General features: G+C 71.8%; 14 protein-coding genes. 9 read left to right on the forward strand and 5 right to left on the reverse strand.

Annotation, left to right across the window (positions count from 1 at the left end; genetic code table 11):
- The first annotated feature begins 4 nt into the window (after positions 1-4).
- From AC5L3X_RS12750 to AC5L3X_RS12760, 3 genes are all read left to right on the forward strand, one after another.
- Complete coding sequence (locus tag AC5L3X_RS12750) at positions 5-1,006, forward strand: carbohydrate ABC transporter permease (RefSeq protein ID WP_494857149.1); 1,002 nt, start codon at positions 5-7, stop codon at positions 1,004-1,006.
- Positions 1,006-1,857, forward strand: a complete 852-nt coding sequence (locus AC5L3X_RS12755) for a carbohydrate ABC transporter permease (RefSeq protein WP_494857237.1) — start codon at positions 1,006-1,008, stop codon at positions 1,855-1,857. The genes AC5L3X_RS12750 and AC5L3X_RS12755 overlap by 1 nt, the downstream gene beginning before the upstream one ends.
- Positions 1,858-1,932: 75 nt before the next feature.
- Positions 1,933-3,372 carry a glycoside hydrolase family 3 protein gene (locus AC5L3X_RS12760; protein WP_494857151.1) on the forward strand — a complete coding sequence of 480 codons (1,440 nt, stop codon included), beginning with the start codon at positions 1,933-1,935 and terminating at the stop codon, positions 3,370-3,372.
- Here AC5L3X_RS12760 and AC5L3X_RS12765 read toward each other — a convergent pair.
- Positions 3,362-4,543, reverse strand: coding sequence for an ROK family transcriptional regulator (locus tag AC5L3X_RS12765; protein ID WP_189123645.1), 1,182 nt, complete (start codon positions 4,541-4,543; stop codon positions 3,362-3,364). The two genes, AC5L3X_RS12760 and AC5L3X_RS12765, sit on opposite strands and share 11 nt — an antisense overlap.
- A 100-nt stretch (positions 4,544-4,643) precedes the next feature.
- On the opposite strand from AC5L3X_RS12765, the gene AC5L3X_RS12770 reads away from it, so the two are divergent.
- The 6 genes from AC5L3X_RS12770 to AC5L3X_RS12795 all read left to right on the forward strand — a co-directional run bounded on the left by AC5L3X_RS12770 (position 4,644) and on the right by AC5L3X_RS12795 (position 11,057).
- Complete coding sequence (locus AC5L3X_RS12770) at positions 4,644-5,165, forward strand: ArsR/SmtB family transcription factor (protein WP_494857153.1); 522 nt, start codon at positions 4,644-4,646, stop codon at positions 5,163-5,165.
- Positions 5,162-6,307: an MFS transporter gene (locus AC5L3X_RS12775; protein WP_494857154.1), complete on the forward strand. Its 1,146-nt coding sequence runs from the start codon at positions 5,162-5,164 to the stop codon at positions 6,305-6,307. The genes AC5L3X_RS12770 and AC5L3X_RS12775 overlap by 4 nt, the downstream gene beginning before the upstream one ends.
- Positions 6,288-7,505 carry an aminopeptidase gene (locus tag AC5L3X_RS12780; protein ID WP_494857155.1) on the forward strand — a complete coding sequence of 406 codons (1,218 nt, stop codon included), beginning with the start codon at positions 6,288-6,290 and terminating at the stop codon, positions 7,503-7,505. The genes AC5L3X_RS12775 and AC5L3X_RS12780 overlap by 20 nt, the downstream gene beginning before the upstream one ends.
- Before the next feature lie 126 nt (positions 7,506-7,631).
- Positions 7,632-9,656: an endonuclease/exonuclease/phosphatase family protein gene (locus AC5L3X_RS12785; RefSeq protein WP_494857156.1), complete on the forward strand. Its 2,025-nt coding sequence runs from the start codon at positions 7,632-7,634 to the stop codon at positions 9,654-9,656.
- A gap of 8 nt (positions 9,657-9,664) precedes the next feature.
- Positions 9,665-10,114: an RrF2 family transcriptional regulator gene (locus AC5L3X_RS12790; RefSeq protein WP_189123641.1), complete on the forward strand. Its 450-nt coding sequence runs from the start codon at positions 9,665-9,667 to the stop codon at positions 10,112-10,114.
- 163 nt (positions 10,115-10,277) lie between these two features.
- Complete coding sequence (locus AC5L3X_RS12795; protein ID WP_494857157.1) at positions 10,278-11,057, forward strand: DNA-formamidopyrimidine glycosylase family protein; 780 nt, start codon at positions 10,278-10,280, stop codon at positions 11,055-11,057.
- Here AC5L3X_RS12795 and AC5L3X_RS12800 read toward each other — a convergent pair.
- The 4 genes from AC5L3X_RS12800 to rimO form a co-directional block, all read right to left on the reverse strand.
- Positions 11,054-11,410, reverse strand: a complete 357-nt coding sequence (locus AC5L3X_RS12800) for a helix-turn-helix domain-containing protein (protein ID WP_113701653.1) — start codon at positions 11,408-11,410, stop codon at positions 11,054-11,056. The genes AC5L3X_RS12795 and AC5L3X_RS12800 overlap by 4 nt on opposite strands.
- Positions 11,411-11,696: 286 nt before the next feature.
- Entirely contained in the window at positions 11,697-12,188 is a 492-nt protein-coding gene (locus tag AC5L3X_RS12805; protein WP_494857158.1) for a CinA family protein, read from the reverse strand.
- A gap of 2 nt (positions 12,189-12,190) precedes the next feature.
- Positions 12,191-12,763 (reverse strand): CDP-diacylglycerol--glycerol-3-phosphate 3-phosphatidyltransferase, encoded by a 573-nt coding sequence (pgsA, locus tag AC5L3X_RS12810; protein ID WP_189123638.1) that lies wholly within the window; start codon positions 12,761-12,763, stop codon positions 12,191-12,193.
- A complete protein-coding gene (gene rimO / locus AC5L3X_RS12815) occupies positions 12,760-14,169 on the reverse strand; it encodes a 30S ribosomal protein S12 methylthiotransferase RimO (RefSeq protein WP_494857159.1) in 1,410 nt (469 codons plus the stop codon). Before rimO ends, pgsA begins: the two co-directional genes overlap by 4 nt.
- Positions 14,170-14,175 lie beyond the last annotated feature (6 nt).

The following is a 14,175-nucleotide window of genomic DNA, read 5'->3' on the forward strand; positions in this document are numbered from 1 at the left end:
CGACATGTCGACGCTCGCCCCGGGTGGAGAACGCTCCTCCACCCCGGGGCGGCCCCACCGCCCTCGTGGCCGGACCAAGGCGAGCGGCCTGCCCGTCTGGTCGATCCCGTACGTGCTGCTGATCCCCGGCCTGCTGGTGATCGGGGCGCTGCTGCTCTACCCGCTGGTCCAGGTCGGGATCATGGCCTTCCAGAAGGTCGGCCTGGCGCAGATCAGCGGCAGGCGGCCGACCGAATGGGTGGGCCTGGAGAACTTCACCCGGATCTTCGACAGCGAGATCTTCTGGTCCGCGCTGCGCAACACGGTCGTCTTCGCCGTCGTCGCGGTGACGCTGACGCTGGTCGTCGGCACCGCCGTGGGCGTCCTGCTCAACAACCTCGGCCGCAAGATGTCCACGTTCCTGGTGGTCGGCATCATGTTCGCCTGGGCCGTGCCGCCGGTGGCGCAGGGCATCATCTGGAAATGGTTGTTCGACGCCGAGGCCGGCATCATCAACTGGGCGCTCAACCTGCTGCCCGACTGGCTGTCCAGCCTGCTCTTCGGCCGGGCCGACTGGACCGGCGAGCCCTGGCTCAACGACGCCTGGTCCATCTACATGGTGCTGGCCCTCACCGTCGTCTGGGCGAGCTTCCCGTTCATCGCGGTGTCGGTGCTGGCCGGGCTCAAGGGCATTCCGTCCGAGCTGTACGAGGCGGCCAAGGTGGACGGGGCGTCGGCCTGGCGGACGTTCAGAAAGATCACTTTCCCGCTGCTCAAGCCCGTCTTCGCGGTGCTGACCGTGCTCTCGATCATCTGGGACTTCAAGGTCTTCAGCCAGCTGTACGTGCTCATGGGCGGCCCCGCCAACCGTGAGGCGTTCAACCTGTCGGTCTACTCCTACGCGGAGGCGTTCCGATCGCCGCCCCGGATGGGGTCGGGCGCGGCGATCGCCCTGGTGCTGACGGTGATCCTGCTGATCGTCACCGCGGTGTACGTCCGGCAACTGGTCAGACAGGAGGACCTGTGATGACCCCCCTCGCCCGCAAACGGCTCGGCAAGGTCGTCCTGAACGCCACCGCCCTCCTGGTGTTCGCGTTCGCGATCTTCCCCGTCTACTGGATGGTCTCGACCGCGTTCAAGGCCAACGACCAGATCTTCACCACCGAGTTCATCCCGTTCCCCACCCACTTCACCTTCGAGCACGTCGAGCGGGTGCTCACCGAGGGCGTGGCCGGCAACTCGATCTGGGTCTACCTGCGCAACAGCGCGATCGTGGCGCTCGGCACGGTGCTCATCGGCGCGGTCTTCTCGCTGCTCGCGGCGACCGCGGTGGCCAGGTTCAGGTTCAAGGGGCGCAACACGTTCCTCATCCTGCTGCTGGTCGTGCAGATGATCCCGGCGGAGGCGCTGCTCATCCCGCTGTTCCTCAGCGTCAAGCGGCTCGGCCTGTACGACCAGCTGCTCGGCCTGATCGTCGTGAACGTGGGCCTCACGCTGCCGTTCGGCATCTGGATGCTGCGCACGTTCGTCGCCGCGGTGCCCAAGACGCTGGAGGAGGCGGCCTGGATCGACGGGGCGAGCAGGTTCACCACGTTCTGGAAGGTGCTCTTCCCGCTGGTCGCGCCCGGCCTGGTGGCCACCAGCATCTTCTCCTTCATCACCGCCTGGAACGAGCTGATCTTCGCGCTGGTCCTGATGAGCGAGTCGTCCGGCTACACGATGCCCGTCGCCATCCAGTTCTTCTTCGGGCAGAAGGGCACCGACTGGGGGGCCATCATGGCCAGCTCCACGATGATGACCATCCCGGTCGTCGTCTTCTTCCTCCTGGTGCAGCGCCGCATGGTCTCCGGCCTGGTGGCCGGCGCCGTCAAGGGCTGACACCCCGCGGATCTCGTACGGCGCGCGGCACCGCGCCGCGCCCGACGCCGCACACCTTCCATCTGATGAGGAGCCATGAGTCAGAGTGATCGGGGGCTGCGCCGCCTCGCGGCCGGCACGCTGCTCGTCGCCTTCCAGGGCACCACGGCGCCCGGCTGGGTGTTGCGCGAGCTGGAGAACGGCCTGGGCGGGGTGACGCTCTTCGGGTTCAACGTGGCCGGCCCGGACCAGCTGAGGTCGCTCACCGCGTCGCTCCGGGGGGCCGGGGAGCCCGTGGTCTCGCTGGACGAGGAGGGCGGCGACGTCACGCGGCTGGCCTACCACGTAGGCAGCCCGTATCCGGGCAACGCCGCGCTCGGCGCGGTCGACGACGTCGAGCTCACCCACCGGGTCTACCGGGCGATCGGCTCGGAGCTGGCCGCCTGCGGGGTCAACCTGGACATGGCGCCCGACGCCGACGTCAACACCGAGGCCGACAACCCGGTGATCGGCACCCGGTCGTTCGGCGACGAGCCGGCCCTGGTCGCCCGGCACACGGTCGCCGCGGTCCGGGGCCTGCAGTCGACCCACGTGGCCGCCTGCGTCAAGCACTTCCCGGGGCACGGCGCCACCCGGGTCGACTCCCACCTGGCGATCCCCGTCGTGGACGTCACGCCGGACGTGCTGCGCGAGCGGGAGCTGGTGCCGTTCCGGGCCGCGATCGAGGCGGGCACCAGGTCGATCATGACGGCGCACGTGGCGGTGCCCTCGCTGACCGGCGACCTGCCGGCGACGCTGTCGGGCGCCGCGCTGACCGGGCTGCTCCGGGATGAGCTCGGTTACGACGGCGTGGTGATCACTGACGCGCTGGACATGGAGGCGATCACCGGCGGCGTCGGCCTGGGCGGCGGCGCGGTCCAGTCCCTCGCGGCCGGGTCCGACCTGCTCTGCCTGGGACCGCGCCCCGGCTACGACGACGTGCTGCGGATCATCGCGGAGATCGTGGCCGCGGTGGAGGACGGGCGGCTGCCGCCGGTCAGACTGGAGCAGGCCGCGGCCAGGCTGGCGGACCTGCGCGCCTGGTTCGCCGCCCCGGGCGAACCGGCGGCCGAGCAGAACGGCGTGGGCCTGCACGCCGCCCGCCGCGCGGTGCGGCTCACCGGCTCCACCGCACCACTCGTCGAGCCGCTGGTGATCGAGGTGGACACGCCGCCGACCATCGCGGTGGGCGACGTGCCGTGGGGCGTCGGGCCGTGGCTGCCGCAGGCCGAGGTCGTCCGGATCGAGCCCGCCGCCGCGGACGTGGCCGCGCTGCTGGCCAAGGCCGGCCGGCGGTCGCTGGTCGTGGTGGTCAAGGACGCCCACAGGTACGAGGCCAGCAGGTCGCTCGTCTCCGCCCTGGTGACCGCCCGCCCCGACGCCACGGTGATCGAGATGGGGCTGCCGATCTGGCGGCCGGGCAGCGCCGCCTACATCGCGACGTACGGCGCGGCCCGGGCCAACGCCCAGGCGGCCGTGGAGCTGCTCACGGCCTGAGCAGCGACTCCCGGGCCTGCTCCAGGGCGGCGAGCACGGCGCCGCGCAGCACCGGGTTGCGGTCGGTCACGGCGGTGGTGACCACCTGCGGGCGTACCGGGCAGACGCGGGCCACCGCCTCCTCCACCCGGGAGGTCAGCGCGGTGCCGCCCGCGTGACCGACCTCTCCGGCGAGCACCACGAGGCCGGGGTCGAGGATCACGCACACGGCGGCGACGCCCAGCGCGAGCCGGTGGGCTATCTCGTCGAGCAGCGGCTCGCCCCTGGAGCCGGCCGCCAGGGCGACCTCGACGCACTCCCCCGCGCTGCCGGCCGCGAAGCCGTAGCCCTGGGCCAGCTCGGCCACCGCCTCGGCGCTGACCAGCGACTGCAGGCCGCCAGCGAGGGAGGGCAGCCGGCCCGGCGCGGTGCGGATGTCCGCGGGCAGCGGCACGCCGGGCACCGCCAGGTAGCCGATCTCTCCCGCGCTGCCCGAACGGCCCCGGTGCAGCTTGCCGCCGAGCACGACCGCGAGGCCGAGGCCGCGGCTGGCCCACAGCAGCACGAAGTCGTCGCGCCCCTTGGCTGCTCCGTCGACCCTCTCGGCGATCGCGGCGAGGTTGACGTCGTTCTCGATCGTGACCTCGCGCTTGAGGTCGCCGGCCAGCGCCTCGTGGCTGCCCTCGTGCCAGCCCGGCAGGTCGAAGGCGTAGCGGACGTCGCCGGTGCGCGGGTCGACCACGCCCGGGGTGCCGATCACCACCCCGCGCAGCCTGCTGACGCCGATCTTGGCGCTGCGGCAGGCCTTCATGATCGCATCGTGGACGACGGGGACCAGGTCGTCCTGGCCGTCGGGCTCGAACGTCACCTCCGCCACCGTGTGGCCGTGGATGTCGGCGACGGCGGCCGAGACCAGCTCGGGCCCCACCTCCAGCCCGGCCACGTAGGCGCTGGAGGGGATGACGGAGTAGAGGGCCGCGTTGGGGCCGCGCCCGCCCGCCTGCGTGCCGACCACCTGGACCAGGCCACGCTGCTCCAGCCGGGAGAGTGTCTGCGAGGCGGTCACCTTGGACAGCCCGGTGAGGTCGCCGATCTGCCCCCGCGTCATCGGCCCGGTCGCGAGCAGCAGCTCCAGCGCGGCCCGGTCGTTGATCTCCCTGAGCAATCTGGGCACACCAGGACGTCGCTCCACGCTGTATCCCACCGTCATTTCGAAAAGGTTGTTGGAAGTTTAGCGCTCTTCGCCCGTTCCAGACTTTCCAAAGAACTCTTGGGAATGGCATAATCCCAACATGTCTTGGGAAAAGGACGAGCTGGTGCCGCTGCGGGCGCTGGCGAATCCGCTGCGGATCCGGATCGTGTCGCTGCTCACCGGCGCCTCCATGTCGGCCACCGAGGTCGCCAGGGAGCTGGACATCGCCCACGCCTCGGCCAGCTACCACCTGCGCCAGCTCGCCGACGCCGGATTCCTGGAGCAGGTCGACGAGCTGCCGTCGCCCGGCGGCCGGGGCCGGCCCCGGCGGCGCTACCGCTACGACCCGTCCAGCGGGCTGCGCATGGACCGCTCGACCGGCAGGCAACTGCTGCACGAGGCGCTGTTCACCGACCTCGCTCGCCGTCTGGAGCAAGCCCACGCCCAGCGGACGTCCATGGACGCGGAGGTGTGGCTGGACAGGTCGGTATGGGAGGAGGTCGTCGGGCTGATCGACCAGGCCGTGGCCATGGTCCACGACAAGGCGCGGCCGCCGCGCTCGGGCGACAGCGTCAAGGTCAGCATGACCGCCCTGCTCCTGGAGATGGGCGACGATCGTTGAGCCGCTCCCTGCTGCTGGGCACGGGACTGTGCTTCCTGTCGGTCGGCCTGCTCATCCCGATGATCCCGAGGTTCGTCACCGGCCCGCTCGGCCAGGGCACGGGCACGGTGGGCGTCTGCCTGGCGACCGCGGCCGTCACGGCGGTGCTCGCCCGGCCGCTCGCGGGCCGGCTGGCCGACCGCTGGGGGCGCGCGGCGACCGCCCGCGCCGGCGCCGTGGTGCTCGCGGGCGCCTCCTTCGCGCTGCTCCTCGCCGACTCACTGCCGGCGCTGCTGTCATCCCGGGCCGTGGCCGGCGTCGGCGAGGCCCTGGCCTACGTCGGCCTGGCCACCGCCGCGAGCGACCAGGGGCGTCCGGGCGCGGCGATGAACCTGTTCTCCATCACCGTCAACGTGGGCCTGCTCGCCGGGCCCGCGTTGGCCGAGGTCGTGCACTCCGCCGCCGGGTTCGACGCCGTGTGGGTGCTCTCCGGCGTCACCGCCGCCGGCGTGGCCGCCATTTCCTGGCTGTTCGGAGACCCCGCCGAACCCACCGGCCGGCGCGATGGCGGGCCACTCGTCCACCGCGCGGCGGTGCTCCCCGGCCTCGCCTACCTCGCGGCGGTGTGGGGCTACACCGCCTTCAGCGCCTTCATCCCGCTGCACGTCGCGACGCTCGGTCACGGGGCCAGCGGCGCCCACTTCCTCGTCTACGGCGGCGTGCTGCTCGCCGTACGGCTGGGCGGACACCGCCCGCTGGCCCGGATCGATCCGCGCAGGAGAGGCTTCGCCTCCCTCGCGCTCACGGCGGCCGGGCTGATCGGGCTCGCCGTCTGGTCCTCGATGGCCGGGACCCTGGTCGCGAGCGCGGTGATCGGGGCCGGGCAGGCGCTGGGGCTCCCGGCGTTCCTGGCGATCGCGGTCGCCGGCCTGCCCGCCGGGCAGCGCGGCTCCGCGGTGGCCACCACGACCGCGTTCTTCGACCTCGGTTTCCTGTCCGCAGCGCTCACCCTCGGCGCCGTCGCCCAGTCGCTGGGCCTGGCATCCGGCTTCGCCATCGCGGGCGGGGTGTCCGTCCTGGCGCTGCTGTTGTTCGTCCCCATGGCTCGCCGCGCGCGAGCCGTCGTCCCCTCTGGAGGCAGCCTTGACCATCACCCCAGCTGAGCTGGCCGACTACGCCGACATCGTCTTCGACGTGGCCGTGCCGATCCACGCCGACGACCGCGTGCTGATCAACGCCGAGATCGAGCACGCCCCACTGGCCCGGGCCCTGGCCGAGGCGGCGTACGCCCGGGGCGCCCGCCACGCCGACATCTGGTATTTCGACCCGTACGCCAAGCGCTCCCGGGTCCGCCACGCGGAGGCGACGACGCTGGCCGAGGTTCCGTCCTGGCTGGACGCGCGGAACGAGGAGCTGGAGCGCCACCATGGCGTCCTCGTCAACATCCGCGGCTTCGCGGCCCCCGACCTGCTCGCGGGCGAGGACCCGGTGCGGTCGGGCCTGGATCGCATGCCCAACCTCTCTTCGCGGCAACGGCTACAGCTCGGCAACCTGGTCCGGTGGACCGTGGTGCCGTGCGCGACGCCGGAATGGGCGCGCGCGGTCTTCGGCGAGCCCGACGAGGCACGGCTGTGGGGACACCTGCGCACCATCCTCCGACTCGACCGCCCCGATCCCCGGGCCGCCTGGGAGGAGCGCCTGACCGAGCTGTTGGCCCGCGCGGAGGTGCTCACCGAGCTGCGCCTCGACCGGGTCCGGTTCGAGGGGCCGGGCACCGACCTGACCATCGGCCTGCTGCCCGGCGCCCACTGGACGGCGGCCCGGCTCACCTCCGTCAAGGGGCACGGATTCCAGGCCAACCTCCCCACCGAGGAGGTGTTCACCACCCCCGACTTCCGCCGGGTGGAGGGCACGATCCGGTCGACGCGGCCACTCGCTCTCGCCGGGACCGTGATCCGCGACCTGGAGCTGACCTTCGCCGGGGGCGTGGTGACCGAGGTGCGGGCCAGCACCGGCGCGGACGTCGTGCGTACCCACCAGGCGACCGACGCCGGAGCCGCCCGGCTCGGTGAGCTGGCGCTCGTCGACGGCACCTCGCCGGTCGGCCGGTCCGGCGTGACCTATCTCGAGACCCTGCTGGACGAGAACGCCACCTGCCACCTCGCCTGGGGCGCCGGCCTGCCACCCGGCGTCCCGGCCGATCTGCGCGATCGGGACGCCGCCGCGCTCGACGCGGCCGGGGTCAACACCTCCGGAGTGCACGTCGACTTCATGGTCGGCGGTCCCGAGGTCACCGTCACCGGCATCCGGCACGACGGCGCGACGGTCGAGCTGCTCCGCGGCGATGAATGGCAGCTCTGACCGCCAGCCTCCCCGACGGGGAGCCTGCCTCGCCGCCGGCCTGGCAGACCCCCGAACCTGCCGGGTCGCCGGATATCCTGCCCGCCGCCCCTTGCCCCGGAGTCGCGTCGAACCTGAGGATGGCTCATGACCATCCCCCGGGTGCCCGCCCTGATGCTGGGTGTCGGCATCGTGCTCCTGTTCGACGTGCTCCGCGTGTTCCTGCCGTCGCTCATCACGCTGTTCGGGCAGGCGGGTTCCACCCCGCCCGAGCTGATGGGCCTCTACGCGGCCACCTGGTTCACGCTGCCGCTCCTCGCGCTGCTCCTGCCGTCCCGTTGGGCGCTCCTGGGCGGCGCGGTGGCGCTCGTCCTCGCGCGGGTGCTGCTCCAGGCCGGCGTCGAGCAGTTGTACGTCGCCTCGGCGGGCGTCACGGCCGGCCTCGTCTTCCTCACGGGCTGCGCCCGCGCCGTGCCCAGAGCGGCGGCACCCGCGGGGATCGTGGGAGGCCTGTCGTTCTCGATCCTGGCGCATCTGGTGCTCGACGGGGCTGATCTGGTCTGGCGGGACGGGGTGTTCTCGTGGCTCCCGGTGCTGACCCTCTGCGCCGCGTTCCTGGCGCTGGTGCGGATGTCTGCTTCTGCCGAGAAGGCTGAGCCCGCGCCGGCCGCCACCTGGTTCCTGTTCGGCCCGGCCCTGCTGTTGTTCGGGATGGCCGCCACCTCCTGGACCAAGGCGGCCGAAGGGCCCTCACTCGTGTGGACCGCGCTGGGCGTCGGGCCGGTGGCCGCGGCGGCCGTGGCCGCGATCACGACGACCCTGCGGCCGAGGCACCGGCCGGCCGTCCTCCTGGCCTGCGGTCTCGGGCTGGTGGCGGCCACGGCGAGCCTGTTCACGATGCCCTGGCCGGGCGTGGGCTCGGTGGCCGCGGCGGTGACGATCCTCTGCCTCGCCCCCCTTATCACCTCTTCCTCCCGATCAGGGGCCGAGGCCGGGCCCGAACCCTCCGGCAACACGACCGGACCCGAGGCGCGGGCGGAGACAGCGACCGGCGCCGGGACCCCGAACGGATCGGGCACCGAGCGCGGATCGGGCACCGGACGGGAGTCGGGCACCGGGAGCGGGGGCCGGCGGCAGGGGGTGGCGCTGATCGGCGGCGGGATCGTGTTCCTGGTGGCGATGTTCGCCTACTACGCCGCCTACGACCTGGACCTCGGCCTCCCGAATCAGGCGATCCCCATCGCGGTGTCGGTGCTGGCCGTCGCCGTGGGCCTGCGGCCGTCACGGACCCCGCTCCACGCCCACGCCCCTCGGTCCTGGGCGACCGGCCAGAACACCGTGCTGGCCGTCCTGATCGCTCTCGTCGCGACGAACATCGCCTGGCAACCCCAGCCCGCCGTACGGCCCGCCGAGGGTGACACGGTCAAGCTGATCACTTACAACATCCGGATGGGCTACGGGCTCGACGGGCGGCTGTCGCTGGACGACATCGCCACCTGGGCAGCGGCCCAGCGGCCGGACGTGGTGTTGCTGAGCGAGGTCGACCGAGGCTGGCTGCTGAACGGCGGCCACGACGACCTGGCCCGGATCGCCCGTGGGCTGGGCATGCGCTACCACTTCGCCCCGGCCGCCGACAACCTGTGGGGCGACGCCCTGCTCACTAACCTGCCGATCAAGAGCATCGCCTCGTACAAGCTGGGCCGGCACGACTACCCAACGGGCGCCCAGGCCCAGGCCGCCGTCCTGGACGTGGGAGGCAGGGAGCTGGGCATCGTGAACACCCACCTGCAGGCCCCGTCCGGGCAGGCGCCCGAGGTGGCGGCCATCGTGCGCGATCTGGCCGCCGGGCTCGACGCCGGGCAGGCCGGGCAGGCCGGCGACGCGCGGACCTCCGGAGGCGCGCCCAGGCCGGTCGTCCTGGCCGGCGACCTGAACACCGAACCGGCCGATCCCGAGATGCGGGTACTGGAGGCGGCCGGCCTGTCCGATCCGCTGATCGCGCTGGGTGATCCGCCCACCTCACCGGCCGAGGAGCCCGTCAAGCGCATCGACCACGTGCTGATCAGCCCGGGTGTGACCGCGGTTTCCGCGCAGGTTCCGCGTCTGCCGTACTCCGATCATCTGCCCGTTCTGACGACGTTGCGGCTAACCACTGTTGACCAGGAGGGATAATCGACAACATGCGCCTTTCCGCTCGGGTCGACTACGCCCTCCGTGCCGCCGCCGAACTCGCCGCCGCCGGGGCCGGCCCGACCACGGTGGGCGAGCTCGCCAAAGAGCAGGACATGCCGCCCAAATACCTGGAGAACATCCTGCTCCAGATGCGCCGTGCCGGTCTGGTGCGTGGCCAGCGAGGGCCCGAAGGGGGTTACGTGCTGGCCAGGCCGGCTGCGGAGATCTCGCTCGCCGACGTGATCAGGGCGGTCGACGGGCCGCTGGCCAACGTCCGCGGCGAGCGTCCCGAGCATGTCGGCTACCGTGGCCCCGCCGAGTCGCTGCAACAGGTGTGGATCGCGCTGCGCGCCACCGAGCGGTCGATCCTGGAGGAGGTCACGCTGGAGCAGGTGGCAGGCGGCGCCCTCCCCGAGCGTGTCCGCCAGCTCGCCGCCGACCCCGCCGCCTGGGACTGACAGCGCCCAAATCACCCGGCGCACAGAGCGGGGAGCCTCCCTGGGCACCGAGCGCGAGCCAGCCCGGCGTACAGAGCGCGAGCCGACCCAGCGCGCAGAGCGCGACCGCGCGGGGCGCCAGGGAGACGGCGAGGCGATTCCGGCGGGTTCTTAGACTGGGCGCATGCCCGAAGGAGACGCCGTCTACCGCACCGCCGCCCGGCTGCGGCAGGCCCTCGACGGGCGGGTGCTCACCCGGTCCGACTTTCGGGTCCCCCGGCACGCCACCGCCGACCTGAGCGGGCGGAGGGTGCTGACGACCGTCTCGCGGGGCAAGCACCTGCTCACCCGGGTCGAGGGCGGGCTGACCGTGCACACCCACCTGAGGATGGACGGGAGCTGGCGGGTCATGCCGGCCGGACGCCGCCCCGCTCCGGGTGACGTGGTGCGCCTCGTGCTGGCCAACGAACAGTGGCAGGCGGTGGGGATCAGGCTGGGCGTGGTCGATCTGCTGAAGACCGCGGAGGAGGCACGGGTCGTGGGCCATCTGGGGCCCGATCTGCTCGGCGACGACTGGGACCCCACCGAGGCCGTGCGGAGGCTGCGCGGCGACCCCGACAGGACGATCGGTGAGGCGTTGCTCGACCAGCGCAACCTGGCCGGCATCGGCACGATCTACCGTGCCGAGACGTTGTTCCTGCGCGGCATCTGGCCGTGGCGAAAGGTGAGAGAGATCGACGACCTGGAGGGAGTGGTCACGCTGGCGCACCGGCTGCTGGACGCCAACAAGGCGCACGGGGGCACAGTCACCACGGGCGATCGCCGCCCGACCGACCAGACGTGGGTTTACGGCAGGTTCGGCCGCCCCTGCCGCCGATGCGGCACCCGCATCAGTCGCGGGGAGATGGGAACACGGTCACAGGAACGTCTGATCCTGTGGTGTGACAAGTGCCAGCCGCGCTAGGCGGCCACCATGTCCTTGACTTCGGGGAACACGGAATCGGAGATCGATCCGGGGACCGACTCGGCAAGCGGGATCCGCTCGTGCTCGGGCGCGTCGGCGAGCACAGGGGCAGCCTGGAGCTCGGCCAGCGCGAACTGGTCGGAAACCTCACGAAGCACCTGCGACAGCGGCACCCCGAGAGCACCACAGATGGACGCGAGCAGCTCGGAGGACGCCTCTTTCTGGCCGCGCTCCACCTCTGACAGGTAGCCGAGCGAGACACGAGCCAGCGTGGACACCTCGCGGAGAGTGCGTCCCTGTCGCACCCTCAGCCGCCTCAACACGTCGCCGAGCAGCTGACGCAGCAAAATCATCTGTCGCTCCCTCCCCGGCGCGGATGTCTTCACCACGCCCCGCGCGATCGGATCGTGCCGCACATCCTTCTTCTTCGCTTCGTACATACTCCTCGCCGTCATCATCGGGCGTTGCCGCCCCTGGCTCGCCGCGCGTGGCTCTTTGCGTGACTCATCAGGCCCGCCTGCCGGGCGCTCGGTGCTTGCAGTTGGCTCACGGACCTCACTCACAGCTCCACCGTACCCGTATCCACGGACAGCGCGTGAGACCGTGGTTGGCATGTTCGCTCGGGACGTAACACGGTAATCATCCGGAATGTTCCCCCTTGTTCGCCTTCAGCACACTTGCTAGGAGATCTACAGCCTCGTCCACCGTCTTTACCCTGATACGTTCGCGTGACCCTCTCAGACTCAGTTCTCGTCGCCAGAATCTGCCGCCGGGCCCGCTGACCGCGACGAAAACCGTGCCGACCGGGCGGCCGTCCTGCGGCTCCGGCCCCGCCACTCCCGTCACGGCCAGGCCGTAGGTCGCGCCGCACACCCTGGCCACACCCAGCGCCATCTCCTCCGCGACCTCCGGATGCACGGCCCCCTCCCGATTGAGTAGATCTTCGGGCACGGCCAGCAACGTGTGCTTCAGATCGGTGGCGTAGGAGATCACCCCGCCTCTGAACGCCTTGGAGGACCCCGAGACCGAGGTGAACGCGGCCCCGATGAGCCCGCCGGTCAGCGACTCGGCCACGGCCACCGTGGCCGCCCGATCCACCAGCAGGGACAGCACCTCGGCCACGCCGGACATGGTCACTCCCCGCGTGCGCGTCGGGCCACCTGGCGGAGTTTGACGGCCCGTACGAGGTAGTCGACGCCCGTGGCCACGGTCACGACCAGCGCGGCGCCCATCACCACCCAGCGAACGGGGTCGGGCCCCCAGGGCAGGATGTAGAGGACGATCGCGCCGATCTGCAGCACGGTCTTGACCTTGCCACCATAGCTGGCCGGGATGACAGCGTGCCGGATCAGCACCAGCCGCAGCAGCGTGATGCCCAGCTCCCGGCCCAGGATGACGAGCGTGACCCACCACGGCAACTCGCCCAGGACCGAAAGACTCACCAGCGCCGCGCCCGTGAGCGCCTTGTCGGCGATCGGGTCCGCGATCTTGCCGAAGTCGGTGATCAGCCCGTAGCGCCTGGCCAGCTCACCGTCGAGGTGATCGGTGATCGAGGCCACCGCGAACACCGCCAGCGCGCCCAGACGCCAGCCCATGCCCGGCAGGAAGAGGCAGATGACGAAGAACGGGACGAGCACCAACCGGAGGACCGTGAGGACGTTGGCGATGTTCCACGGGCTCACCACGCGGCGCTCGTCCCTGGTCATGGACCGGCCTTGATGCGCGCGATCAGGTCAACCCCCTCGGCGTCGACCACGACGGCGCGCACGATCTGGCCCCGGACCAGGCCGATGCCCTGAACCGTGACGGAGCCGTCGACCTCGGGCCCCTGATGCGCCGCCCGGCCCTCGTAGCCGCCGTCGCCCAGGTCGTCGTCGATGAGCACGTCCACCTCGGTGCCGATGCGCTCCTCGGCGCGCTGCGAGGTCAGCTCCTCGGCCAGCTCGGTCAGCACGCGCACCCGCTCGTCGATGACCTCCTGGCCGAGCTTGCCGTCGAAGCCCGCCGCCTCGGTGCCGTCCTCGTCGGAGTAGCCGAAGACGCCGATCACGTCGAGCCTGGCCTGCTCCAGGAAGCCGACCAGCTCGCCGAACTCCTCCTCGGTCTCGCCGGGGAAGCCCACGATGAAGTTGGAGCGGACCCCCGCCTCGGGAGCTCGCTCGCGGATCGTCTCCAGCAGGTCGAGGAAGCGCTCGGGGTCGCCGAAACGGCGCATCCGGCGGAGCACCGGGCCGCTGGCGTGCTGGAAGGACAGGTCGAAGTAGGCGGCGACACCCTCGGTGCCGGCGATCACGTCGATCAGCCCCGGCCGCAGCTCGGCGGGCTGGAGATAGCTCGCCCGGACTCGGTCGATGCCCTCGACGGCGGCCATCCGGGGCAGCAGCCGCTCCAGCGCCCTCAGATCACCGAGGTCCTTGCCGTAGGAGGTGGAATTCTCGCTGACCAAGACGAGCTCGCGGACGCCGCGGTGGGCCAGCCAGTCGGCCTCGGCCACCAGCTCGTCCGGGTCGCGTGAGACGTAGGCGCCCCGGAAGGCGGGGATGGCGCAGAACGTGCAGCGCCGGTCGCAGCCGGAGGCGAGCTTGAGCGAGGCCACCGGGCTCTCGTCGAGCCGCTTGCGCAGGACGCGGGGGCCGCTGGCCGGCGCCACCCCCTCGGGCAGGTCACCGTGGCCGGGGATGCCGGCCCTCGACGCGCCGGCTCGTTCGACCGGCGAGATGGGGAGCAAGGTGCGGCGGTCGCGTGGCGTGTGGGGCTTGAGCGGCCGGCCCGCGAGGACGTCGTCGAGACGGCCGCCGATCTCGGAGTAGTCGTCGAAGGAGATGACCGCGCTGGCTTCGGGCAGCGCCTCGGCCAGCTCGTTACCGTAGCGCTCGGCCATGCAGCCCGCGGCCACCACCTTGGCTCCGGAGTCGGCGGCGGCGAGCAGCGTGTCGATCGAGTCCTTCTTCGCCGAGTCGATGAAGCCGCACGTGTTGACGACGACGACATCGGGGTCGTCGTCGCCCAGCTGCCAACCGGCAGCCTCCAGACGCGCGGCGAGCTCCTCGGAGTCGACCTCGTTGCGGGCGCAACCCAGGGTTATCAGCGATGCGGTTCGGCGGGATGACATGGTGAA

It is taken from the genome of Nonomuraea sp. CX421 (genome assembly GCF_059358955.1).